Source organism: Idiomarina tyrosinivorans (assembly GCF_003987475.1).
In the GTDB taxonomy this organism is placed as follows: Bacteria; Pseudomonadota; Gammaproteobacteria; order Enterobacterales; family Alteromonadaceae; genus Idiomarina; species Idiomarina tyrosinivorans.
Map to the genome: position 1 here is coordinate 19,063 of NZ_PIQH01000012.1, position 23,318 is coordinate 42,380.

Here is a 23,318-nt window from a genome sequence, read left to right on the forward strand (position 1 = left end):
TTACTGACGTTGCCGCACGGCTTCAAACAGGCAAACGCCCGTCGCGACAGACACATTCAAACTGCTAACACTGCCTGCCAACGGGATGCTCACCAACTGGTCACAGGTTTCCCGCGTTAGGCGCCGCATTCCCGGTCCCTCAGCGCCCATTACCAAAGCCGTTGGTGTTTTATAGTCAACCTCGTAAAGTGAGTGCTCAGCCTCTCCGGCGGTGCCGATAACCCAGACGTTTAGCTGTTGCAATTGACGAAGCGCTCGCGCCAAATTGGTTACCACCACAAAGGGTACGGTTTCTGCTGCACCACAAGCGACTTTTCTCACTGTGGCATTGAGTTGCGCCGATTTATCTTTAGCGACAATGACCGCCGTCACCCCTGCCGCGTCGGCAGTCCGTAAACAAGCACCCAAATTGTGTGGATCCGTGACACCGTCTAACACCAAAAATAGTGCAGCATCAGCGCGTTCTACTAAGCCTTCCAAATCATTTTCAGTCAGTGTCGGCGGCGCAGTGACCGTGGCAATAATGCCTTGATGATTCCCGCCCTCGGCTCTTTTATTGAGGGTATCTTTGGGGACCATCTGAATGCTAACGCCCCATTTTTTTATGTCACTGATGAGCGCATTCATCGCCCCATCATGGCGCTCTTTTGCTACCTGCACACTGACTAATCGCTCCGGTGAGTGTTCAACAATCGACCGCACCGCATGAAGTCCGTAGACATCGACTTTCTGGCTCATGACTTGTGTTTACTCTTCCGTTGTTTATTGGCGGATGACTTGCGTTTTGCGTGTGGCTTTTTACCCTTGCCGCGCTTCTTATCGGGCATTTGCTTCGCACTCTGGCTTTGCTTTTTGTTCGCACCACCACGGCGTTTGCCTGTCGGACTGTGTGCGGTAATCAGGCCCAAATCAATTTTACGTTCATCTAAGTTAACGCTGCGTACGGTCACTTGTACCGAATCACCTAAGCGATAAACCACCCGACTATTTTCTCCGACCAACATGCGCCGAGTTTCATCAAAGTGGTAGTAGTCATTATCGAGATGACTGATATGCACGAGGCCATCAATGTGAAAATCATTGATCCGAACAAATAGCCCAAATGGTGTCACCGACGACACCACGCCCTCAAAGTTGGCACCAACGTGGTCTTGCATAAACTCGCATTTTAACCACTCGTCCACTTGCCGCGTCGCATCATCTGCGCGGCGCTCAGTCATTGAGGTTTGCATCCCCAACTGCTCTAAATCATCGTCCGGATAACTCCATGCACCAGCGGTTGCCGGAGACGCACCATTTTTCTTTTTCAGCAACGCCTTAATCGCACGGTGCAAAATAAGATCGGGGTAGCGCCGGATCGGCGAGGTGAAATGGGCGTATGCCTCTAACGCTAAGCCGAAGTGGCCAACATTGTCGGGCGAATAGACCGCTTGCTGCATAGAGCGCAACATCATGGTTTCGATCAGTTCTTTATCCGGGCGCTCTTGAATTTGTTCCGATAGCGCATCGTAATCGGCCGGTGAAGGACGCTCTCCACCGCCTAAATTCAGACCGAGTTCGGCCAAAAATGCACGGAAGCCCTCGAGCTTCTCATCGCTTGGGGGCTCGTGAATACGAAACAATGCACCGATTTCTGGGTCACTCTCAATCCACCGTGCAGCGGCAACGTTAGCCATGATCATGCATTCTTCAATAATCTTGTGAGCAACATTACGCTGCACTGGCTCAATGGTTTCGATTTTGCGTTGTGCATTAAAAATAAAGCGCGTCTCTTGCGTCTCAAACTCAATCGCGTGGCGCAATTGTCGAGCTTTATTCAACACCCGATACAAGCCGTGCAAATTTTCTACTGCAGTAAGTACGTGCTGGTATTGCTGGCGTAGCTCTGGCTCACCGTCGAGCATCGCCGCAACCTTGGTATATGTTAGTCGTGCATGGCTATTCATCACTGCCGGATAAAAGTCGCTACTTTGCAGCTTTCCTTGCGCAGAAATGGTCATTTCCGCAACCATACACAAGCGGTCAACTTGCGGGTTTAGCGAGCATAGGCCATTCGAAAGCTTCTCTGGTAGCATCGGAATCACATTATTGGGAAAGTATACCGAGTTGCCACGGTTAATGGCTTCTTGGTCCAATGCTGAGTTGGGTCGCACGTAGTAAGAAACATCAGCGATAGCCACTAATAGGCGCCAACCATTGCCGTCAGGCTCACAGAATACGGCATCGTCAAAATCGCGTGAGTCTTCACCATCGATGGTGATTAACGGAACTTCACGCAAATCAATACGGTCTTGATAAGCTTCTTTGGGCACAGTTTCCTGTACTTTTGCCATTTCTGCGGCTATTGCCTCTGGCCATTCATGGGGGATTTCGTGCTCTCGCATCGCCACCTCAATTTCCATCCCCGGCGCCATATGTTCACCCAGCACTTCGGTCACTTTGCCGATGGGGCTGGTTCGACGGTTGGGGCGGTTAGTCAGGGTGACGACGACCATCTGTCCATGTCGCGCACCCGCATTTTCGCCCTCAGGAATCAGAATATCTTGGCCGATGCGGCTGTCGTCTGGTACGACAATCGCTAACCCTTGGTCAATAAAGTAGCGTCCAACAATTTCGGTTTCACGCGGTTCTATTACCCGAACAATACGCCCTTCGGGCCGGCCTTTGTTGTCTTTCCCTGCCACTTTTACCAATACTCGATCGCCATGCAGCACCGAGTACATTTGATGGTGAGGGATAAAGATATCCGCTTCTCCATCATCAGGACGAACGAAACCGAAGCCATCGCGATGGCCAATCAAGCGCCCTTTAATCAGTTGCATACGCTCCGGTAAACCGTAGGCGTCAGCTTTGGTGTAGACCAATTGGCCATCGCGCTCCATCGCACGCAGCCGCCGTTTCACACCGATATGCTGACGTTCATCCTGAAGTGAAAAGTGGCTCAGGATCTCGGTGTAACTAACGGGCTTGGTCCGCGATTTGATGAGTTCCAGCATTGCCTCACGCGACGGAATTTCCACCTCATATTGCGGGGCATCGGATGGCTGTTGTTTTTCGGTCATAGCACCTCGTAATTAATAACTCTCAGCGCCAGTATATCGCTGATACAGCCTGTTGTCAGTGTAAGGAATCCAACAAAATCGTATCTTTACCCAAACTGGCTAAGACGCTTTTGTCTTTAACCAAGTCAGCTAACGTAAATTTTGCCAAATGTTGATAGAACAATGCTTTGCCTTCAGCGATCAGTTGGTGCAAATGGCAACCCGGGTACAATTGGCACTCGGGGTTGTGACAATTCACCCAAGGCTCATCGGCCTCCATAGAGCGAATGAGCTGATCAACGCGCAGCTCTTTAGGCTTGCAGGCCAGCGAAAAGCCGCCCGAGCGACCACGTTTGGTCACAATCCAACCCTGTTTCGCCATGTCATGTACCACTTTGTTCAGGTGATTGGGTGACAAATTGAGCAGCCGCCCCATGTCTTTAATCGTCGTCGACGCACCTTCAGGCTGGGCGGCAAGCAACATCAGCATACGTAAACCAAAGTCAGTGAATTTTTTAATCTGCATAAGCGTCTCTAGATTGACTTTTTTTAAATATACATACAGAATACACTTTATTAAAGATACATTAAGGATGTATGTTTATGGTTAAGCAACGACTTCTCAATACCTCTAATCGCTGTATGGTCATATTTTTTCTTGCTTTCATCGCTTCGGCTATCGTTGCTTGGGGTTATGAGCAATATCTATCGGTGATGCTGCTAGCCGTTTTCCACGTGCTACAAATCGTCTTTGCCGCACTGTTCAAACTCGCTTACGTGTTTCGTTTAGTGGCACAGCATCAGCTAGGCCTTACTTTGCGTTAGTCATGCTGGTACTCACTAGAGCAAGAATAGTTGCTGTTCGTCGCGAAGGGTAACTCAAGCGATGAATTACAGTTCGCGCCAGTAGTATAGTTGGTTCGCTTGTTTAGACAGGGTGACTAACTCGGTACCAGCGACATAATCATGCCAAGCCCGTTTATGTTTGCGATCAACCAGCACCCATAGATTGCCCAACCCCAATAGGCAAGTCAGCATCCGAATAGCAACTTGCTTTATTGTTAGCCGTGAGCCATCAGGGTTTTGCAACCGTAGCCGCCATGCGCGCATGCCAATGGTCTGCCCCGAGCGCCACCAAAACCAACCGAAGAAGACCACCTGAACGGTTAACAGGTAAACCTTATACCAAATACTGTGGGTCAGTAATGCGGCATGATCTTCCGCATTACCCAAGCTCAGCCAGCCCATCGCAGTCAGTGTGGCAACCAAGCCCAGTGCGAGCGCAGAGGATAACATAGCAATCGCTATGGCAACCAAAGCGTCGTATATCCATGCGGCGAAACGCCTTAGAAAGCCAGCGCTGGGGGAGTTAGCATGGGCTTGCTGGGCGCTCAACGCGTCGATTTCAGAAGTTTCTCGGTCAGACATAAGGCTCTATGTTTGCAATCGTTGAAAGCGGCATCATAGCACGATATGAGACATCGCTTGAGCGCAACTGGCGATATTATCAGCAGTTGAACCAAAAACTCTCATTTTCCTGAAATAATTGCTTGATTCGCCTTAACTGCTCGGTATAATGCCGTCCCATCAACACAGCGATGTGTTCCTCCCCTTGCCGAGGTGGCGGAATTGGTAGACGCAGTGGATTCAAAATCCACCGCTGGTAACAGCGTGGGGGTTCAAGTCCCCCCCTCGGCACCATAGTTTTCCTGTAAATATCGTTTACCGATAAATCAAACCTAATGCGTCAACACCTGTGATTTCCGTTTACCGTTAAGCAATTCACCGATGCATGTAGAACGTACAAGTGTGTGATAAAGCAGGAGCGATATGGCTATGGTTCCCAGACAAATCATCAACCATTTTAGCCACCAAAAAAGCGCCAGTTCAGCGACCGCAATCTGGAGCCAAATCACCACTGGCAAGTGGACTAAATACAGCCAATATGAAGCGTCAGATAAATAGCTCACCCAGCGTCGCGGCTGCGAAAAAGCGCGCCGACACAATCCCAGCACTAACACAATGATGGTCCACATCATCAATGCATAACTGCATACGAAAGCAACTTTTACTAGCGCACTTCGCATGTCAACCACATAGCCTTCGTGTCGAGCAACCCAAACACAGGCAGCGGTTGCTACAACGGCCAGCACCACGGTTTGCCAACGTAGCCGGGAAAACGTTATCAGTAAATGACTATTGCGTTGTAATAGCCAGCCAACCATAAAACTCAAACCGTACAGGGCAGTCACTGGCCAGTCAGGCGTCAATGTCTTATCTGGTGTATCTATGCCCCAGTTTTGCATAAACCAAAGTATCACCGCACAAGGGAGTGCTAGCAAAAAGATTCCCCACCAGGCGTTACAAATAGTCGCGATCCCTGCATCGGCAAACTGGGTCAAAGGTTGTTTCAACCGCGGCACTTGCGACAGTAACTGGTGGCCGATAACAGCCACTACCGTGAACATCAGTAGGTAATACAAGAACCACAGGTGAGTCCCGGTAAACCAGGCCGTTGAGTCATCAAACAATTGTGAAAATCCTTGCATCAGACCTTCGTCAATGGCTACGTCGCCTTGCATACTCTGACTACCCATTATCCAACCTGATAAAAGCAATGGACGTAGCGCAAACCAGCCAAGAATAAAGGGGATCCCCAATCGTTTTAGTCGGGAAGCAATATAACCCGAACGGTATTGCGTCATACGGGTAAAAAAGCCAGCGATCAAAAAGAACAAAACCATTCTGAAACAATGGCTGATCAGAACAAATACTGGTACGGCACTGGAGGTTGATATATCCATCACTGCCCAGCCAATAAACATTGGCATAAAAGATAAACTGGCGTGAAAAATCACGCCAAGTAAAAGCGCCAAAGCTCGCACGGCATCTAAGTAATAGAGCCGTTGTTGAGATGGATTAGACATAGTGATAACCACCTTTGGCTGCAAAATTAATAGAAACTTACACTGTCAACTTGATAGTCAAACGTGGCAGCCTGCAGGGCATATGCGGCAATGCTGATGCTATTCAGAGTATCTTTCGCGAGTGGCGTGTTACTAGACCAAGCGCGTTGCATCTGGCTGAATGGGATATCCACTTGATGAAATTGTTGGTCCGCAGCAACTGCCACAGCCGCGGCATGGTAATCGAAATTAGTAATGGCTGTGCTGTTCGCCGAAACGGAAAGATTACCGCTGTTGAGCTTAATACGTAACCGAATGCCTTGGTAATCACTGGCATTCCAATTTTTCCCAAAATCGGCAAGCGGTATTACTACGCTAGCCCAGCCTAATTGACCACGAGCCGGACGAATATCACCACGCACTTGCAGTGTCCCGTCAATCACAGCCATTACAGCAGTAGTCTCGCCGCCCGCTATCGCATCGGTCATTAATTGTCGGGTAAAGCCAAAGTCGTTTAACTTGCTGTCATTAAACCTGTCAACCAGTGTCTCTGCCGCGGCAACAGAAAGCTGGGAAAATCCAAGGACACCACTCAGTAGCGCGACTTTTACTGCGTATAAAGCTTCTTTCTTGAACAGTTTCATAATATGTTCTCTCTAGTTTGCTAGGAATAAACGCCGCACCATTGCCGCGTTCACATAGAAGTGCCAGAGAAGCCTGTTGCGGTGACAAAAAATAATTTGTCACCTTTTTATTGGTCGCGTGCACTTACTGGGAAAAACCAGAGAGTGAGAAACATGAAGCTATTTAATCGAGCACCGCAAGCGATCGCCATGACCGATGACGCGTTAGTCACGCATGCCGTTAAGGGCGACCATGAAGCGTTTTCTATTATTGTCTCGCGTTACCAAAATTTATTATGTTCTTTGGCCTATGCTGCTGTCGGCGACGTTAAACACAGTGAGGATATCGCCCAAGAGGTATTTGTGGATGCTTGGAAGCAATTGGCTGATTTGCGTGAGCCAGAAAAGCTCAAAGCATGGTTATGTGGTATTTTGCGTTTCAAAATCAGCCGCCACCGGCGCCAGCATGCTAACCACATAGTGGTTGATAGCGAAACTGAACCACACCAGACTACGGCATCTGACGCTACCCTGCCGGACGATGCCGTCATCGCCCAGCAACAACAATCGTTATTATGGGCCGCGTTACAGCAACTCGACCCAAGCTATCGTGAGCCGCTGGTGCTGTTCTACCGTCAGGAACAATCCATCAGTGACGTTGCGGCAGCACTTGAACTGTCGGAAGATGCGATAAAACAACGGCTGTCACGGGGGCGCAAACTGCTTCACAGTGCCATGCTAAACATGGTCGAAAACACGCTCAGCCGCAGTAAACCTGGTGTCGTCTTTACCACCACTGTGTTAGCCGCCACAGGAATGCTCAGCCCGTCCGCAAAAGCGCTTAGCTTTGGGTTGGGTGCGAGCAAGGCCAGCAGTGCGATAAAGGCTACTGGGTTAGTCACAATGCTGGCCGCATTTTCTGGGCTTGTCAGTTCCTTTATCGGAATGAAAACAGGGTTAATTCAATCTCGCACCGACGCTGAACGGCGCTTGGTCATTCGCTCAGTCATTCTTTTCCTTGGCACCGCGGCAGTTTTTGTCGGGCTCATGTTTGGATTTAAGTTTGCTGCTGTGTCACAGCCGCAAGCGGCCTCCTCTTTCACCGTATTATCACAGTTGAGCGTGATAATTTTCACCGTTTGCTACTGGCTGCTCAGCCATCGAATGTTTAACGCCATGCGGGCACTACGCCAGCACCAACGCTTGTCCCACCCAGAGGCATTCAGCCGCGCGGCGGATCAGATAAATGCTAAGCAACGCGAATATATTAGTGCGTGGAGGTTGTTCGGTGTGCCGCTAGTACATTTTCAGTTTGCGATGCCAGAGCATACTGATAAGCCGGCAGTTGCTTGGATTGCGGGCGGCTCTCACGCCTATGGTTTACTGTTTGCCTGGGGAGGATTTGCGGTCGCGCCGATATGTGTTGGCATTGTGTCGTTTGGCATCATCAGTATTGGCGCCGTTGGCATCGGCATACTCGGCTTAGGCACGGTTGCTATCGGAGTGATCGCTTTTGGTGCTTCTGCGATAGGTGTAAAAGCCTATTCATCGCTGTCTTCGCTGGCATGGGACAGTTCGGTGAGTGGTGGCTTTGCCATCGCAAAGGATGCGGCTATTGGGCCCATTGCTTACGCCGAACACACCAATAACAGTGCGGCCGTCGCCATCGCTAGACTAGAATTATTCCAACAGCATTATTTGTGGTTGTTAGCACTGATAGCGATTTTGGTGATCATTCCAGCGCTTGGCTATTTTCACAAAGTAAAAAGGCGACTCGGCACCAATGCTAAGTAACACTGTTAATTTGTAGGTACTGCTTTTTAACCACAACCCTTATTCAGCTTCTACCCGATACTAGCCGACCCTTTCAAGTACGAAGGTAGCTTTTTACTTTTGGGTTTTATATTAAGAAAAATAGCTATATTTTGCGCAGGCCTAGACCGCTTTGCGTTGCATAAAGTAGATGGCTACCGCGGCAAAAATGATGCTCGGCATCAGCGCCCCGAATATCGCAGGAAGCTGATAGACCTGAGCCAGTGGTCCCAAAATTTCATTACTGACGTGAAACGCGAACCCGGTTATTACGCCCAGTAAAATTCGGGCGCCCATGGTGGTCGAACGTAACGGACCAAAAATGAATGACAGTGCCACCAACAACATAACCGCCAACGTCAGTGGTGAAAACACTTTGCGCCACAACGCCAACTCATAGCGCTGTGAAGCTTGTTGGTTAATTTTTAGGTAAGAAAGATAATCGATTAAACCGCGAATGGATAACGAGTCGGGTTTCACGGTAACCACGCCGAGCTTGTCTGGGGTCAGCGTAGAACGCCATTGTAGATAGGGAAATTGCCGTTTCTCAATTCTATCGGCAGATAATGCCGTAATGGTAGCATTCTTTAACCGCCAACTGTTTTGTATAAACGTGGCAGATTGCGCTTGCGTCACAGCGCCAAGCTTTCTGTTGTTGTCGAACTGGTAAATAGTAATACCCGCTAATCTGCCGGTATCTTCAACTTCACTGATATTTACAAAGTCTGCGCCGTCTTTCGCCCAAACCCCACGCTGAGCAGAAATAAGGCTACCACCAGAAATTTCCTGTGAACGCAATAAGCGACCATAGGCTTCGGCAGGCGGCGCTACCCACTCGCCTATCGCCAGCCCAAGCAACATCATTATCACTGCAGCTTTCATAACTGAGCCAATGATATTCAAGCGCGAACGACCTGCAGCAAGCATCACTACGAGCTCCGAACTACTCGCCAGCATCCCCATTCCGATGAGGCCACCGAGTAGCGCCGCCATGGGCAGAAATACCTCAATATCTCGCGGCACGCTGAATAACACGAACAAAGCAGCATCTACGGTATCGTACGCCCCTTTACCCACGGTCTTTAGTTGTTCGACAAACCGAATCAACGACGATAGACCAACCAGCACAGCGAGGCTCAGTGCCGAAGTCCGTAAAACCGTTTTGCCGATGTATTTGTCTAATAAGGAAAGCATTAACGAGTTCCTTGTTGTGCCGTTGACGAGTGCTCTTTGCTCCGCACTCGTGCCTTAAACTTCAACCAAGATGGCCGTGTTCTGCCAACTAAGATAAAGCCAAACACAATCAGTATCAGGTGGATCCACCATAACCCCAGAGCGGCTGGGATCACGCCATCCGCCAACGCCGATTTTGCCGCCATCAAAATCAAAAAATAGCCAAGATAAATCAACAACGCTGGCGCCATCCGCGCAAACTTGCCCTGGCGCGGATTAACACGACTGAGCGGCACGGCAATCAAGGTTAATAACGGCATCGCCAACGGAATAGCAATACGCCACTGAAATTCTGCTCGCGCTTGTGGTGATTGTTCATCGAGCAACTGCAAGGTGTTGTATGCCTCAAGTTTCTTTAATTGCTCGCCACTCTCTTGCTCTTTGATTTGTAGTTGATAACCATCGAACGACATCACCTGGTAGTCGGCATTATCGCCGCCCACGTAGCGATGCCCGTTGCTGAGTTGTAACGACTGCGAACCACCACTTTCGATATCAACTCGGCCACGATCGGCCATCACCACACTGCCCTGCACTTGGCCCTTTTCGTTGGTGTATTGTTGTGCAACAAACACTTCATCGAGTTCACCAGAGTCGGTTTGACCCTGAACAAAAATCACTGCTTTTTGGTTACTCGCTTGCTGGAAGCGACCTGGAATGATCACATTTAGTCCGGTTTCGCTGCGCGCTTTGTCTTCGACTTTTTGTTCTTGTGTCAGCGACCACGGCACTAACCACATCGTCATTGCGGCAGTCACTAATGCCAAAATTACGGCGTACACCAAGGTGACTCGAGTGACATACCATTCGCTCACTCCACAAGCGTGGAGGACCGTCATTTCATTATCGGCGTAGATGCGACCGTGAGCCAATAAGATGCCTAAAAATAGGCTAAGCGGGAGGATTAACGCCAGCAGAGCAGGCAAATTTAACGACAATAGCTGAAACACAATACTGCCAGGAATATCGCCTTCCGAAGCATCGGATAGCACACGAACGAATTTTTGGCTGACGAAAATCGTCATCAGCACAAGTAAAACCGCCATCTGCGATTTGAACGTTTCTTTTATCAAATAACGAAAAATGCGCACCGATTACCACTCATAACTTTGCGTTTTGCTGGAATAACTGCAATTTTTAAGTAAACTTGTCATTTTAACAAGAATTAATCGTCACACTGCGATTAAGCTCTGTTGAGTATACACGTTCTTGTGCCGCTCACCTAACAGGAGTTCAGTTATGGAATTCAGTGTCAAAAGTGGTAGCCCAGAAAAACAACGTTCAGCCTGTATCGTCGTAGGGGTGTTTGAACCTCGTCGTTTGTCAGGTGTTGCCGAGCATTTAGATAAAGTTAGCGAAGGTTACCTAAGCAACCTGTTACGACGCGGCGACCTTGAAGGCAAGTCCGGCCAAATGCTGCTGCTGCACCATGTTCCAAACATTCTTGCAGAGCGAGTATTGTTGGTTGGTTGTGGCAAAGAACGGGAACTCGACGAACGCCAGTACAAACAAATTATCAGCCGAACCATTAGTACCTTGAATGAAACTGGGTCGATGGAGGCGGTTTGCTTTTTAAGTGAATTGCACGTTAAAGGCCGTGACAGTTATTGGAAAGTCCGACAAGCGGTAGAGGCTGCTCAAGCGGGTTTGTACAGCTTTAACCAGCTAAAAAGCAAGAAGGAAGAACCACGCCGTCCTCTCCGTAAGTTGGTCTTTAACGTACCGACCCGGAAAGAGCTATCTGTCGGCGAGCGCGCAATTCAGCATGCATTAGCGATTGCCAAAGGGGTTTCTGCCTGTCGCGACGTGGCTAATATGCCGCCAAATATTTGTAACCCTCGGTACTTGGCGGACCAAGCCAAAGAGATTGCCAGCCATTACGATAATCTGTCAGTCACCACGGTGGAAGAAGCCGAAATGGCAGAGCTTGGCATGAATGCCTACCTAGCAGTAGGGAATGGTTCAGATAACGAATCGGTGTTAACCCTGATGCACTATCAGGGCGGTGAGCCGGGCCAAGCACCGATAGTCTTGGTGGGTAAAGGCTTAACCTTTGACGCCGGTGGTATCTCGTTGAAACCATCCGCCAACATGGACGAAATGAAATATGACATGGGTGGCGCGGCAGGCGTTCTTGGTGCGATGCAAGCATTGGCCGAGTTACAATTACCCGTTAACGTGGTTGGCGCCATCGCCGGCTGTGAAAACATGCCAGACGGCAAAGCCTATCGCCCAGGCGATATCATCACCACGATGAGTGGTCAGACGGTAGAAGTGTTGAACACGGATGCCGAAGGGCGTTTGGTGTTATGTGATACCTTGACCTACGTCGAGCGCTTTGAACCAGAAACCGTCATCGACATGGCAACGCTAACCGGCGCCTGTGTGGTTGCTTTGGGGAGTCATGCCTCGGCGTTATTCAGTGCACATAATCCGTTAGCGCATGAGTTATTGAACGCTTCCCAACAAAGTGGTGACCGCTCGTGGCGGATGCCGCTGTGGGATGACTACCAACCGATGTTAGACAGCCCTTTTGCTGACATGGCAAATATTGGTGGTCGTGAGGCCGGCGCGATTACCGCCGCTTGCTTCCTTTCACGCTTCACCAAGAAATACCAGTGGGCACACTTGGATATTGCCGGGGTTGCGTGGAACGGCGGTAAAAATAAAGGCGCAACCGGGCGGCCGGTGCCAATGTTAACTCAGTTCTTGATGAACCGCTGCAATATTGAGTGTGAGGACTAAGCGTGCCTTCTGCGACGTTTTTTCTGCTGCCACAGACGGATAAAGCTCAGCAATTGGACGCGATTTGCGCTAAGATTGCCGCGCTTTTTCGGCAGCATAAAAATTTACGGGTTTACGCTGCCAGCCAAGAGCAAGCTGAAGCGCTGGATGAGGCGCTCTGGCAAACGCCCGCGGATAGCTTTATACCGCATCAACTCAGTGGCGAAGCCAAAGCCGGTGAAGCGCCGGTGGAGATCACATGGGAAGGCTGCGATAGCGCACCTAACCCCCGCGCAGTACTGTTTAATTTAGCGCCTCAGGTCCCCACAAATGCCCAGCGCTATCAACAGATTTATGACATCGTTCCTGCCGATGATAGCGGCAAGCAACAAGCTAGGGAACGCTACAAACATTACCGAGCCAACGGTTACCAAATGCAAACCTTGGCAATAGAAGAGCACTAAAGGGTCACTATGGATAAGACGTATTCTCCCAAATCCATTGAACAAGCACTGTATCAACACTGGGAATCTCAAGGCTACTTCAAGCCTAGTGGTGAAGGCGATAGCTATTCCATTGTCATTCCTCCTCCCAATGTGACCGGTAGCCTGCACATGGGCCACGCTTTTCAGCACACCATCATGGATATCCTCACCCGCTACCAACGCATGGATGGCAAGAACACCTTATGGCAAGTGGGTACCGATCACGCAGGTATCGCGACGCAGATGGTGGTTGAGCGGCAACTCGCTGCACAAGGTCAAACGCGTAACGATCTTGGCCGTGAAGCCTTTATTGATAAAATTTGGGAATGGAAAGCACAATCGGGTGGCACCATTACCGAACAGATGCGCCGCCTCGGTGACTCTGTCGATTGGGATCGAGAACGTTTCACCATGGACGAAGGCTTATCTAATGCAGTTAAAGAGGTCTTCGTTCGGCTCCATCAGGAAGGCTTAATCTATCGCGGTAAGCGCTTGGTTAACTGGGATCCGAAATTAAAAACAGCAATCTCCGATCTCGAAGTCGAAAATAAAGAACAACAAGGTTCAATTTGGCACCTACGCTACCCACTTGCCGATGGCGCTAAAACCGCCGATGGCAACGACTATTTAGTGGTCGCCACAACGCGTCCAGAAACCATGTTGGGCGACGTTTGTGTTGCCGTACACCCGGAAGACGAGCGTTATCAATCACTGGTGGGCAAATTCATTCAGTTACCTCTGGTCGATCGCCGTATTCCCATCATTGCCGATGATTATGTTGATCGTGAATTCGGTACCGGCTGCGTAAAAATCACTCCGGCCCATGACTTTAACGATTACGAAATTGGTAAGCGCCACAAACTATCAATGATTGCGGTGTTAGACGATGAAGCCAATATTCGTCAGCGCGCGGGCTTATTTACCGCAACCGGTGAAGCCATCGACGATATTGATGGCTTTGACGGCAGCTTACCCGAGCAGTTTATCGGTCTTGAACGCTTTGCTGCACGTAAAGCGATTGTCGAGGCATTCGAGCAAGCTGGCTTGTTAGACAAAACCGACAAGCACATGAACAAAGTGCCATACGGTGACCGCGGTGGAGTGCCGATTGAACCCCATTTAACTGATCAATGGTATGTACGAGTTGAGCCCCTAGCCAAAGTAGCAACACAAGCCGTAGAAGACGGTGACATTGAGTTCGTGCCTAAACAGTACGAGAACATGTACTTCAGTTGGATGCGCGATATTCAAGACTGGTGCATTTCTCGGCAATTATGGTGGGGTCACCGAATTCCAGCCTGGTACGATCAACAAGGCAATGTCTATGTCGGTCGCTCAGAAGCAGAAGTGCGTGAACAACATCAACTCAGCGATGATGTCAGCTTGAGCCAAGACGAAGATGTCCTAGATACTTGGTTCTCCTCAGCACTCTGGACCTTCTCTACTTTAGGTTGGCCAGAAAATACTGATGACTTAAAAGCCTTCCATCCAACTGACGTATTGGTAACTGGCTTTGATATCATCTTCTTCTGGGTTGCTCGTATGATCATGATGACCATGCACTTCCTTAAAGAGGAGAATGGTAAACCGCAAGTACCGTTCAAAAAAGTCTACGTTACCGGCCTCATTCGTGACGAAGAAGGCCAGAAAATGTCGAAGTCGAAGGGCAACGTGCTTGACCCGCTCGACATGATCGATGGCATTAGCGCCGATGCATTAGTCGACAAGCGTACCGCGAACATGATGCAACCACAGTTGCGGGAAAAAATTGCCAAACGTACGCGCAAGGCATTCCCTGAGGGAATCAGTGCACACGGCACCGACGCTCTGCGCTTTACCCTAGCAGCGTTGGCGTCAACCGGCCGTGATATTAACTGGGATATGAAACGGCTCGAGGGCTATCGTAACTTCTGTAATAAGTTATGGAATGCGAGCCGGTTTGTGTTAATGAATACCGAGCAACAAGATTGTGGTGCTAACGGTGGCGAAATGCAGTATTCATTGGCCGATCAGTGGATTAAAGCGCGCTTTAATGCCACGGTAAAAGAGTTCCGCCAAGCCATCGACCAATACCGCTTCGACCAAGCGGCCAACATTGCCTATGAATTTACCTGGAACCAGTTCTGTGACTGGTACTTGGAACTGACTAAACCCGTATTCCAGCAAGGTAATGAAGCGCAACAACGCGGAACACGGCAAACCTTGGTCACCGTATTAGAACAGTTACTGCGGTTGTTGCATCCAATTACGCCATACATTACCGAAACCATTTGGCAGCGTGTCGCGCCACTTGCTGGTGTTACTGGCGATACCATTATGCTTCAAGCTTTCCCGACAGTGACGAGCGACGTCGACCAACAAGCGATGCAAGACATGGAATGGCTGAAGCGGGTGATCATTGGTATCCGCAATATCCGTGGTGAAATGGACCTGTCACCGAATAAGCCATTGGAGGTTTTGGTTAGTCACTACGATGCTGTTTCGCGGCAACGTATCGAGAGTAATCAGTCGTTCTTAAGTGCGTTGGCGAAGCTGTCGTCAATCACTTTCTTAGACGAGTCTGAAGAGCCACCAGCGAGTGCAACCTCATTGGTTGACCAATTACAGTTGCATATTCCAATGGCCGGACTGATCGATAAAGATGCTGAACTTAGCCGTTTAAATAAAGCGATTGAGAAAGCAGAAAAAGAAGTCGCGCGCTTTGAAGGTAAGCTGAATAACGACAACTTTGTCAGCAAGGCACCGGAAGCGGTGATAGCAAAAGAGCGCGAGAAGCTGGCTGAAGCCCAGGAAATGCTGGAGCAGTTAGTGCAGCAGAAAGAAAAAATCGCGGCCCTTTAGGGTCGCGATTTACCGCTGAAACGTTAAACGACAGTGGGTGAAGACGTTAATAATCTTCGTCGCTGTCGTCCTCTTCATCATCTAAATAAGTGCCCCAGCCGTCATATTCGACGCCACATTCATCCGCGATTTGATCAATTTCGCGTACTTGCCGAGCCAGTACTTCTGCGGCTAATTTCACTTCTGTGATCGCCGCAAAGCTAAACCAGCGGTCACCCTCTTCGTCGAACTCATCGGCATCATCAACATGGTAGCCCTGCTTAACCAGCTCCACCGCCGCCTTTTCAAGCTTGGTAAAGTCACGGCTGGCAAGGTGGTGCTCAATCTCGTAATACTCGTCAGGATCCGCGCCATCCTCGAGTAAAGCACTAATGGTGTCGTTGGACTGCTCCAACAAATCATCTAAAACGGCACTCATGAAACGCTCTCCTGTTTTGCGACTTCGCGGTCAAGCTGGGCAATTTTCTCGGCCATTTGCTGATGCGTGGTTTGGCTGAGTTGGCTTACCGTGTCTTTCCCGAATGCGTCTATTTTAATCGGGTTCAACATTTCCACCAACAGAATTCCGTTATTCCAACGATTCATTTTTATTTTTCCATGCAGGTTGGACACGCATACCGGAACGATATCTGCGCCGGCTCGAATCGCGGTATGGAATGCGCCGCGCTTAAACGGCAACAAACCGCGCCCGTAGCTGCGTGTACCTTCAGGAAATAGCCAGATAGAAATATCGCGTCGTTTAATCGCATTGGCCGCCTGAGTAATGGTACCCAATGCACGACCGGAGTTTTTACGGTCGATCAGGATATTTCCTGCCAACCAATATAATTGACCAAAGAACGGGATCCATTTCAGGCTCTTTTTGCCAATGGTGACGGTATTCTTGGGTAACACCGAGGCAACAGTAAAAATTTCCCAACTATTTTGGTGATTACAGACATAAACAAACGGCCCACCTTGTTTTACCGCTGGCGGTATCCGGCAGACAATTTTTAACCCTAAAATATGTGTAGCCCAACCGAAAATATGTCCCCATACGTAGGTATTATTTCGGTGAAAGGGACGAATAATACAAAACAAGCATCCCGCTATACCAAACACAACTATGAATCCGCCAAGTAAAATCCAGCGCAGTACTGCTAACATAATTTCTCCCATTCCTTTTCGCTGGCTAGTATACCCAGTTTCACGCTTGCAAAACTCCGATCAGTGGTTATTTTTTATCCAAAAAACTGGACGAATCCCTTTCAGTTCGGTTAAATAACCGCAAATTATAACGAGTGCCTAGCATGACACAGTTTACTTTACCCAATATTGAACCGCATGTATTGACCGAGTTGCTTGATGAAATTCGCGAGCTTCATCAACAAAGTGAAGCCGCGCTAATACAGCTCGAACAGTCGCCGCAGGACCAAGCGTTAGCTGCCAGCTTGTTCCGCGCAGTACACACCATTAAAGGCGACCTTGGTATTGTGGGTTTAAGCCCGATGATCACGCTTGTTGGTCACGCAGAGGATATGCTTAGTGCGTTTCGTAACGAGCAATTGCAATACTCCAGCCTAATCAGTGACATTATTCTGACATTATTAGACCAAGTCGTCGATTTTGTTTCGCGCTGCCGCGACACTGACGTGATTGATTATCCAGAACATCGCTATCGCCAGTTTGGTAAAGATACCAACACCTTGCTGCAACAATCTGAAGAACAGCGCCAGCACACGTTACGCAAAATGCTTGCGGCACTTGATCCTAACCTCGTGCTGGACGAAGACTATCACGAATTCAGCTCTGCTGCGTTAGATGAAGACAGTGACGACCCATTAGCGTTCGATTTGCATTTCTTCCGCGACATGATGGAAAACGTTGAGCGCCGTTCCTCTTATTGGCACGGTCGAGCTGAACGCCAAGTTAAAGTTGCACGGCTGATTAATCGCTTTGCTGATAGTCCAGTCGACGAAAAGCAACTAACGGCGGCCTGTTACCTCCACGATTTCGGCATGGGCTTCTTAAGCTTAGATCTGCTGCATCAACAGAGCCCGCTCAGTGACTCGCAGCGGCAACAAATCGAAAGCCACGTGTACCTATCAGCGAAATTATTGGAGAATTTACCACAATGGAAGTCGGCCAAGATGATGGTACTGCAACATCATGAACAAGCCGATGGGCAAGGATACCCGTTAGGACTTCGCGAAGATGAGATTTGCGATGGCGCAAAAATTCTCGCCATTGTTGACACCTTTGAGGCGATGACGCACGAGCGCGCTCATGAACATCACATGAAGCGCCCGATACGTCGCTCGGTTGCCGAGATTAATCGCTTAGCAGGAACCCAGCTCAGTCCGTACTGGGTGACAGTTTTCAACGAGGCCATGCAAAGCCTGATGAGCGGCTGGCGTTAATCCGCCGCCTCACCCGGCACAATCTCATCGACCCGCTGTAAACCGCGAGGAAGTTTATTGCCTCGACGTCCACGTTCACCACGGTAATGCTCGAGATCGTCTGGCTTCAAGGTTAACTTCCGTTTCCCTGCCAATAGCGTGACATCTGCGCCGCTCGCTACGGTCGCCGCAGCAACGACATATTCTTCTCGGCTCTGCGCCCGTAGTGCGGGAATACTGATAAGTTTGTTGCCTTTCCCTTTGGCCAGTTGCGGTAAGTCTGCTACCGGGAATACCAACATCCGGCCTTCGTTAGATACACACACCAAAAGATCTTTTTCAACATCAGCGACCGCCCTTGGCGGCAAGACTTTCGCCCCCGTCGGTAGGGTCAAAATGGCCTTACCGTTTTTGTTACGGCTGACCAAGTCACTGAACTGACAAATAAAGCCGTAGCCAGCGTCTGAAGCCAATAAGTAACGTTGGTCCGGATTAGCCATCATCACATGTTCGATGTTTTCGCCAGCTACCAAACTGAATCGGCCTGTTAACGGCTCGCCTTGGCTTCTTGCCGAAGGTAATAAGTGCGCTTCGCAGGAGAACGAGCGACCAGACGAATCAAGGAATACCACTGGCTGGTTGCTCTTACCTTCAGCCGACGCCATAAAGCTATCGCCTGATTTGTAGTTTAGGCTCGGCCCGTCAACATCATGCCCCTTCGCACATCGCACCCAGCCTTTATTCGATAACACCACGGTGACCGCTTCTGCCGGCGCTAAATCACGCTCTGATAGGGCTTTCGCTTCAGCGCGCTCAACCAAGGGTGAGCGGCGCTCGTCGCCATACTTCTCAGCATCGGCCAAAAGTTCTTTTTTGATCAGGGTTTTCAAACGGCGGTCAGAACCAAGAAGTGTCTCCAATTTCTCCCGCTCTTTGCTCAGCTCATCCTGCTCGCCGCGTAGCTTCATTTCTTCCAGCTTCGCTAAGTGGCGTAATTTCAGCTCTAAAATGGCTTCGGCTTGGGTTTCTGTCAGCTTAAAGCGTTTAATCAGTTCCGCTTTCGGCTCGTCTTCATAACGAATAATCTCGATCACTTCATCGAGGTTTAGGTACGCAACCAATAAACCTTCGAGAATGTGCAGCCGCGCTAGGACTTTCTCTAAACGATGCTGTAACCGACGAGTAACAGTGATTTGGCGGAAATCCAGCCATTCTTTCAGGATCCCAACCAGAGGTTTAACCTGCGGCCGACCATCCAGCCCCAAAATGTTAAGGTTCACACGATATTGTTTTTCTAAATCGGTGGTCGCAAACAGATGCTTCATTAGCTGTTCGGTATCGACCCGATTCGAGCGCGGCACGATCACCAAACGGGTCGGGTTCTCATGGTCCGACTCGTCTCTTAGATCAGACACTAGCGGTAACTTTTTCGCCTGCATCTGTTGGGCGATTTGCTCTAAAATGCGCGCTCCTGACGCTTGATGCGGCAACGCAGTGACGACAATTTCACCGTCGTCCTTGTGATAGATTGCGCGCATCTTAATGCTACCGCGACCACTTTCATACAGCTTCACTAAGTCACTTTGAGGCGTAATAATTTCGGCATCAGTAGGGTAGTCTGGCGCCTTTAGAATCTCCATCACCTCAGACAATTCTGCGCCGGGTTTGTCTAACAACAAGGCACAAGCGTTCGCTACTTCTCGGGCATTATGTGGCGGAATGTCAGTGGCCATACCTACGGCAATCCCGGTCACACCGTTTAGCAAAATATGTGGCAAGCGCGCCGGTAATACCTTCGGCTCCTTCATCGTGCCATCAAAATTTGGCACCCAATCCACGGTGCCCTGCCCTAACTCGCTTAGCAGTACCTCACTAAATTTTGATAGTCGTGCTTCGGTGTAACGCATTGCCGCGAACGATTTAGGGTCATCAGCAGAGCCCCAATTACCTTGACCGTCAACCAGTGGATAACGATAAGAAAACGGTTGTGCCATCAGCACCATGGCTTCGTAACATGCACTATCGCCGTGTGGATGAAATTTACCGAGGACATCGCCCACCGTACGTGCGGACTTTTTATATTTTGCCAGCGCTGATAAGCCTAACTCTGACATCGCGTACACGATCCGACGTTGCACTGGCTTTAAGCCATCGCCAATATGCGGCAACGCCCGATCTTTGATGACATACATCGAGTAATTTAAGTAGGCCTCTTCGGTGAAGCGGCTTAACGGTCGTTGTTCGACTGCTTCCATTGACATCCTTTCCAGCCCCCTCGTTATACTTCCGCCAGATCGGCAAGATTGCCTTTACTCTCTAACCAGTCGCGACGGTCAGAGGAGCGCTTTTTCGCTAATAACATATCCATAATTTCTTCCATCGCTTCCGCGTCGTCGATGGTTAACTGCACCAGCCGACGAGTATTCGGGTCCATGGTAGTTTCGCGTAATTGCAGCGGGTTCATTTCACCCAACCCTTTAAAGCGCTGGACATTCACTTTGCCTTTGCGATTCTCGGCTTCAATGCGGTCTAAAATCCCTTGTTTTTCTTCTTCATCAAGTGCGTAGAAGACTTCCTTACCGACATCAATACGGTACAGTGGCGGCATCGCCACAAAAATATGGCCGTTTTCTACGAGCGGACGGAAGTGCTTAACAAATAACGCACATAACAAGGTAGCTATATGTAGCCCATCAGAATCGGCATCGGCAAGAATACAAATTTTGCCGTAGCGCAGTTTTTCCAAATCAATCGAGTCGGGGTCGACCCCGATCGCAACAGAGATGTCATGAATCTCTTGCGACGCTAAAATTTGCCCAGGATCAACTTCCCAGGTGTTCAAAATTTTTCCGCGCAAGGGCATCACCGCTTGATATTCGCGATCACGTGCCTGCTTCGCCGAGCCGCCGGCAGAGTCCCCCTCTACCAGGAACAACTCACCCAAGGCTGGATCCTGGCTTGAACAGTCGGTCAGTTTGCCCGGTAATGCAGGGCCCTGCGTGACCTTTTTCCGTACCACTTTCTTAGCCGCGCGCAAGCGCCGCTGGGCATTGTTGATACACAGGTCAGCCAGCAGTTCCGCTTGCTCAGTGTGTTCGTTAAGCCAGAGGCTGAAGGCGTCTTTCACCACACCAGATACAAATGCTGAACACTGCCGCGATGACAGGCGTTCTTTGGTTTGCCCAGCAAACTGTGGATCCTGCATCTTGACCGACAGAATGTAGCTACACCGCTCCCAGATATCGTCTGGCGTCAGTTTGACGCCGCGTGGTAGCAAATTACGGAACTCGCAAAACTCTCGCATCGCCTCCAGCAAGCCTTGGCGTAGACCGTTAACGTGGGTCCCACCCTGCGGCGTCGGAATCAGGTTGACGTAACTCTCTTCCACCGACTCGCCGCCCTCTGGTAACCACGTCACCGCCCACTCGACCGCCTCAGTTTTGCCATTGAGTTGGCCAATAAAGGGGTCTTGCGGCAGTGTTTCTAGTTCGCGTACGGCTTCACGCAGGTAATCTCGCAAGCCATCCTCATAGCACCACTGCGTTTCGTTGTCGTCGACCTTGTTTCGGAAGGTAATGGTTAAACCTGGACACAACACCGCTTTTGCTCGGAGGATATGGGTCAGCTTCAATACCGAAAATTTTCCGGAATCAAAATATTTTGGATCTGGCCAAAAATGCACCCGGGTACCGGTATTGCGCTTCCCGCAACTTCCAGTAACGGTTAAATCACTGACCTTATCACCATTCTCATAAGCCATCTCATAAACTTGGCCATCACGCCGAATGGTCAATTCTACCCGTGTAGAGAGCGCATTCACGACTGAGATACCGACGCCGTGCAAACCACCCGAAAACTGGTAGTTTTTATTAGAGAATTTACCCCCAGCGTGGAGTTTGCTCATGATCAGTTCAACGCCAGGTAGCCCTTCTTCAGGATGCACATCAACGGGCATACCGCGGCCATCATCGATAACTTCCAATGACTGATCTTGGTGCAGGATTACGGTCAAATTACGCGCATGCCCTGCCAACGCTTCGTCGACACTGTTATCAATGACTTCTTGGCCTAAGTGATTGGGACGCGTGGTATCGGTATACATCCCTGGACGGCGTTTGACCGGTTCTAAACCGTTCAGTACCTCAATTGAATCCGCTTTATAGTCTGTCATGCGTCTCTTTTTATCATTATTCGGTCGCTTGCTGACCATGGTGAGAATGTCTACAAATGTACAATTAACTCTGTGCTATTTGAAGTGTTCAGCGACAAAATTGCGCAATCGCTTTGCTATATTTTTGAAATCCTTGAAAACGATGATCACCGCCATGCTCAAATATCATTCGCTGGCGTTGATAGTAACGGCGTGTCAGTTCAGCTGGCAATACCTCATCGGCACTTTGTACTAACACCAAAGCATCGACCTCATCGCTGCGTTGTTCTGCCAACTCTGCCAGTGCTGCAACATCGTCCGCGGTTAGCTGGTATTGACACTGTAAGTATGGATGAAAACGCGAGCCTGCTCGCGACTGCATAATTTCGCTCAAATCAACCAACGGGTTAATCAACACCGCGCGCCTTTGCCAGCGGCTAGCCAGAGCATGAGCACACAAACCGCCCATGGAGCTGCCAATAAATACCACATTCGGTTGACTCCAGCGCGGTGCCTGTTGGTTAAAGTAATCGCTCATTTCGCGCCATTTAGGCGGCAATTGCGGAATCTCGACACTGTGCCCGAAGTTCTCAGCCCAGTGTCGTAACTGTTGCGCTTTTTGTGACTGCGGAGAGCTTTCGAAACCATGTAGCACAACCCAATGCGCCCGCTGCGACGCGTCAGTCATAGGGCTAATTCTGCCTCACCATGGCGTCTACAGAGCAGCAACCAATCCGCCAGAAAACGATTGCTCTGGTGTTTTTCGTCGGCATGTCGCATGGCTTTATTGGGTTGCGGATAATTCGCCGCGAGCCGCGATACACCTTGTGTTTCGATCACTTCGGCCATTCTCGCGTCATGGTAAAGCCGCACCACCAGCCGCGGCTGCAAATAATCAGCAACCGACTTTTGTTGCAGTTCAATACGCACGTCAGAGGTGTAGCGCGATTCGGTCACTAGCGAGATCGAATAACAACCACTGGCTCCGATACGGACCCGGCAGGGCTCCTCGCGGTCATCGGGCATCAGCCTAACTAGCTGGGCATAATTCATCTCTGCTAATCGGTGCAGTCCCGCAACATCGACCACATAGCGACGCTGGGAACGGCTTACTGCGCTATTCAA

Annotated in this window: 20 protein-coding genes and 1 tRNA gene; 7 read left to right on the forward strand and 14 right to left on the reverse strand. The window is 49.7% G+C overall.

Annotation, left to right across the window (positions count from 1 at the left end):
- Genes rlmB through CWI84_RS11130 form a run of 3 tightly spaced genes read right to left on the reverse strand, consistent with a single transcriptional unit; the run spans position 1 to position 3,567 of the window.
- Entirely contained in the window at positions 1–738 is a 738-nt protein-coding gene (gene rlmB / locus CWI84_RS11120; RefSeq protein ID WP_126842664.1) for a 23S rRNA (guanosine(2251)-2'-O)-methyltransferase RlmB, read from the reverse strand.
- A complete protein-coding gene (rnr, locus tag CWI84_RS11125; RefSeq protein ID WP_126842665.1) occupies positions 735–3,062 on the reverse strand; it encodes a ribonuclease R in 2,328 nt (775 codons plus the stop codon). The genes rlmB and rnr overlap by 4 nt, the downstream gene beginning before the upstream one ends.
- A 55-nt stretch (positions 3,063–3,117) precedes the next feature.
- Positions 3,118–3,567, reverse strand: coding sequence for an RrF2 family transcriptional regulator (locus CWI84_RS11130; protein ID WP_126842666.1), 450 nt, complete (start codon positions 3,565–3,567; stop codon positions 3,118–3,120).
- A 77-nt stretch (positions 3,568–3,644) separates the two neighbouring features.
- Here CWI84_RS11130 and CWI84_RS11135 point away from each other — a divergent pair, with 77 nt between their 5' ends.
- Entirely contained in the window at positions 3,645–3,866 is a 222-nt protein-coding gene (locus tag CWI84_RS11135; RefSeq protein WP_126842667.1) for a hypothetical protein, read from the forward strand.
- Positions 3,867–3,932: 66 nt separating this feature from the next.
- Here the strand turns inward: CWI84_RS11135 and CWI84_RS11140 are convergent, their stop codons facing one another.
- Positions 3,933–4,469, reverse strand: coding sequence for an RDD family protein (locus CWI84_RS11140; protein WP_126842668.1), 537 nt, complete (start codon positions 4,467–4,469; stop codon positions 3,933–3,935).
- A 186-nt stretch (positions 4,470–4,655) separates the two neighbouring features.
- Here CWI84_RS11140 and CWI84_RS11145 point away from each other — a divergent pair.
- A tRNA-Leu gene (locus tag CWI84_RS11145) sits at positions 4,656–4,742 on the forward strand.
- Between the two features lie 38 nt (positions 4,743–4,780).
- Here CWI84_RS11145 and CWI84_RS11150 read toward each other — a convergent pair.
- Entirely contained in the window at positions 4,781–5,968 is a 1,188-nt protein-coding gene (locus CWI84_RS11150; RefSeq protein WP_126842669.1) for an acyltransferase family protein, read from the reverse strand.
- Positions 5,969–5,994: 26 nt separating this feature from the next.
- A complete protein-coding gene (locus CWI84_RS11155) occupies positions 5,995–6,591 on the reverse strand; it encodes a CIA30 family protein (protein ID WP_126842670.1) in 597 nt (198 codons plus the stop codon).
- A 153-nt stretch (positions 6,592–6,744) separates the two neighbouring features.
- On the opposite strand from CWI84_RS11155, the gene CWI84_RS11160 reads away from it, so the two are divergent.
- On the forward strand, positions 6,745–8,364 hold the full coding sequence (locus tag CWI84_RS11160) for an RNA polymerase sigma factor (RefSeq protein WP_126842671.1): 1,620 nt from the start codon (positions 6,745–6,747) through the stop codon (positions 8,362–8,364).
- Between the two features lie 141 nt (positions 8,365–8,505).
- Here the strand turns inward: CWI84_RS11160 and lptG are convergent, their stop codons facing one another.
- Positions 8,506–9,576 carry an LPS export ABC transporter permease LptG gene (gene lptG, locus CWI84_RS11165; protein ID WP_126842672.1) on the reverse strand — a complete coding sequence of 357 codons (1,071 nt, stop codon included), beginning with the start codon at positions 9,574–9,576 and terminating at the stop codon, positions 8,506–8,508.
- Positions 9,576–10,706 (reverse strand): LPS export ABC transporter permease LptF, encoded by a 1,131-nt coding sequence (gene lptF / locus CWI84_RS11170; protein ID WP_198674518.1) that lies wholly within the window; start codon positions 10,704–10,706, stop codon positions 9,576–9,578. The genes lptG and lptF overlap by 1 nt, the downstream gene beginning before the upstream one ends.
- A 148-nt stretch (positions 10,707–10,854) precedes the next feature.
- On the opposite strand from lptF, the gene pepA reads away from it, so the two are divergent.
- The 3 genes from pepA to CWI84_RS11185 are packed head-to-tail and all read left to right on the forward strand — an operon-like array spanning position 10,855 to position 15,665.
- Positions 10,855–12,360, forward strand: coding sequence for a leucyl aminopeptidase (gene pepA / locus CWI84_RS11175; RefSeq protein WP_126842673.1), 1,506 nt, complete (start codon positions 10,855–10,857; stop codon positions 12,358–12,360).
- Positions 12,361–12,362: 2 nt separating this feature from the next.
- Positions 12,363–12,803 carry a DNA polymerase III subunit chi gene (locus tag CWI84_RS11180; protein WP_126842674.1) on the forward strand — a complete coding sequence of 147 codons (441 nt, stop codon included), beginning with the start codon at positions 12,363–12,365 and terminating at the stop codon, positions 12,801–12,803.
- A gap of 9 nt (positions 12,804–12,812) precedes the next feature.
- Entirely contained in the window at positions 12,813–15,665 is a 2,853-nt protein-coding gene (locus CWI84_RS11185) for a valine--tRNA ligase (RefSeq protein WP_126842675.1), read from the forward strand.
- A 46-nt stretch (positions 15,666–15,711) separates the two neighbouring features.
- Here the strand turns inward: CWI84_RS11185 and rraB are convergent, their stop codons facing one another.
- Both rraB and CWI84_RS11195 read right to left on the reverse strand, forming a co-directional pair.
- Positions 15,712–16,083, reverse strand: coding sequence for a ribonuclease E inhibitor RraB (gene rraB / locus CWI84_RS11190; protein WP_126842676.1), 372 nt, complete (start codon positions 16,081–16,083; stop codon positions 15,712–15,714).
- Positions 16,080–16,811 (reverse strand): 1-acylglycerol-3-phosphate O-acyltransferase, encoded by a 732-nt coding sequence (locus tag CWI84_RS11195; protein WP_126842677.1) that lies wholly within the window; start codon positions 16,809–16,811, stop codon positions 16,080–16,082. Before CWI84_RS11195 ends, rraB begins: the two co-directional genes overlap by 4 nt.
- Before the next feature lie 143 nt (positions 16,812–16,954).
- Between CWI84_RS11195 and CWI84_RS11200 the strand changes: the two genes are divergently transcribed.
- Positions 16,955–18,064 carry an HD-GYP domain-containing protein gene (locus tag CWI84_RS11200; RefSeq protein ID WP_126842678.1) on the forward strand — a complete coding sequence of 370 codons (1,110 nt, stop codon included), beginning with the start codon at positions 16,955–16,957 and terminating at the stop codon, positions 18,062–18,064.
- Here CWI84_RS11200 and parC read toward each other — a convergent pair.
- The 4 genes from parC to CWI84_RS11220 form a co-directional block, all read right to left on the reverse strand.
- Positions 18,061–20,304 carry a DNA topoisomerase IV subunit A gene (gene parC, locus CWI84_RS11205; RefSeq protein WP_126842679.1) on the reverse strand — a complete coding sequence of 748 codons (2,244 nt, stop codon included), beginning with the start codon at positions 20,302–20,304 and terminating at the stop codon, positions 18,061–18,063. The two genes, CWI84_RS11200 and parC, sit on opposite strands and share 4 nt — an antisense overlap.
- A gap of 17 nt (positions 20,305–20,321) precedes the next feature.
- A complete protein-coding gene (gene parE, locus CWI84_RS11210; protein WP_126842680.1) occupies positions 20,322–22,214 on the reverse strand; it encodes a DNA topoisomerase IV subunit B in 1,893 nt (630 codons plus the stop codon).
- 88 nt (positions 22,215–22,302) lie between these two features.
- Positions 22,303–22,881: a YqiA/YcfP family alpha/beta fold hydrolase gene (locus tag CWI84_RS11215; protein ID WP_126842681.1), complete on the reverse strand. Its 579-nt coding sequence runs from the start codon at positions 22,879–22,881 to the stop codon at positions 22,303–22,305.
- Positions 22,878–23,318 carry a DUF1249 domain-containing protein gene (locus tag CWI84_RS11220; protein ID WP_241968790.1) on the reverse strand — a complete coding sequence of 147 codons (441 nt, stop codon included), beginning with the start codon at positions 23,316–23,318 and terminating at the stop codon, positions 22,878–22,880. The genes CWI84_RS11215 and CWI84_RS11220 overlap by 4 nt, the downstream gene beginning before the upstream one ends.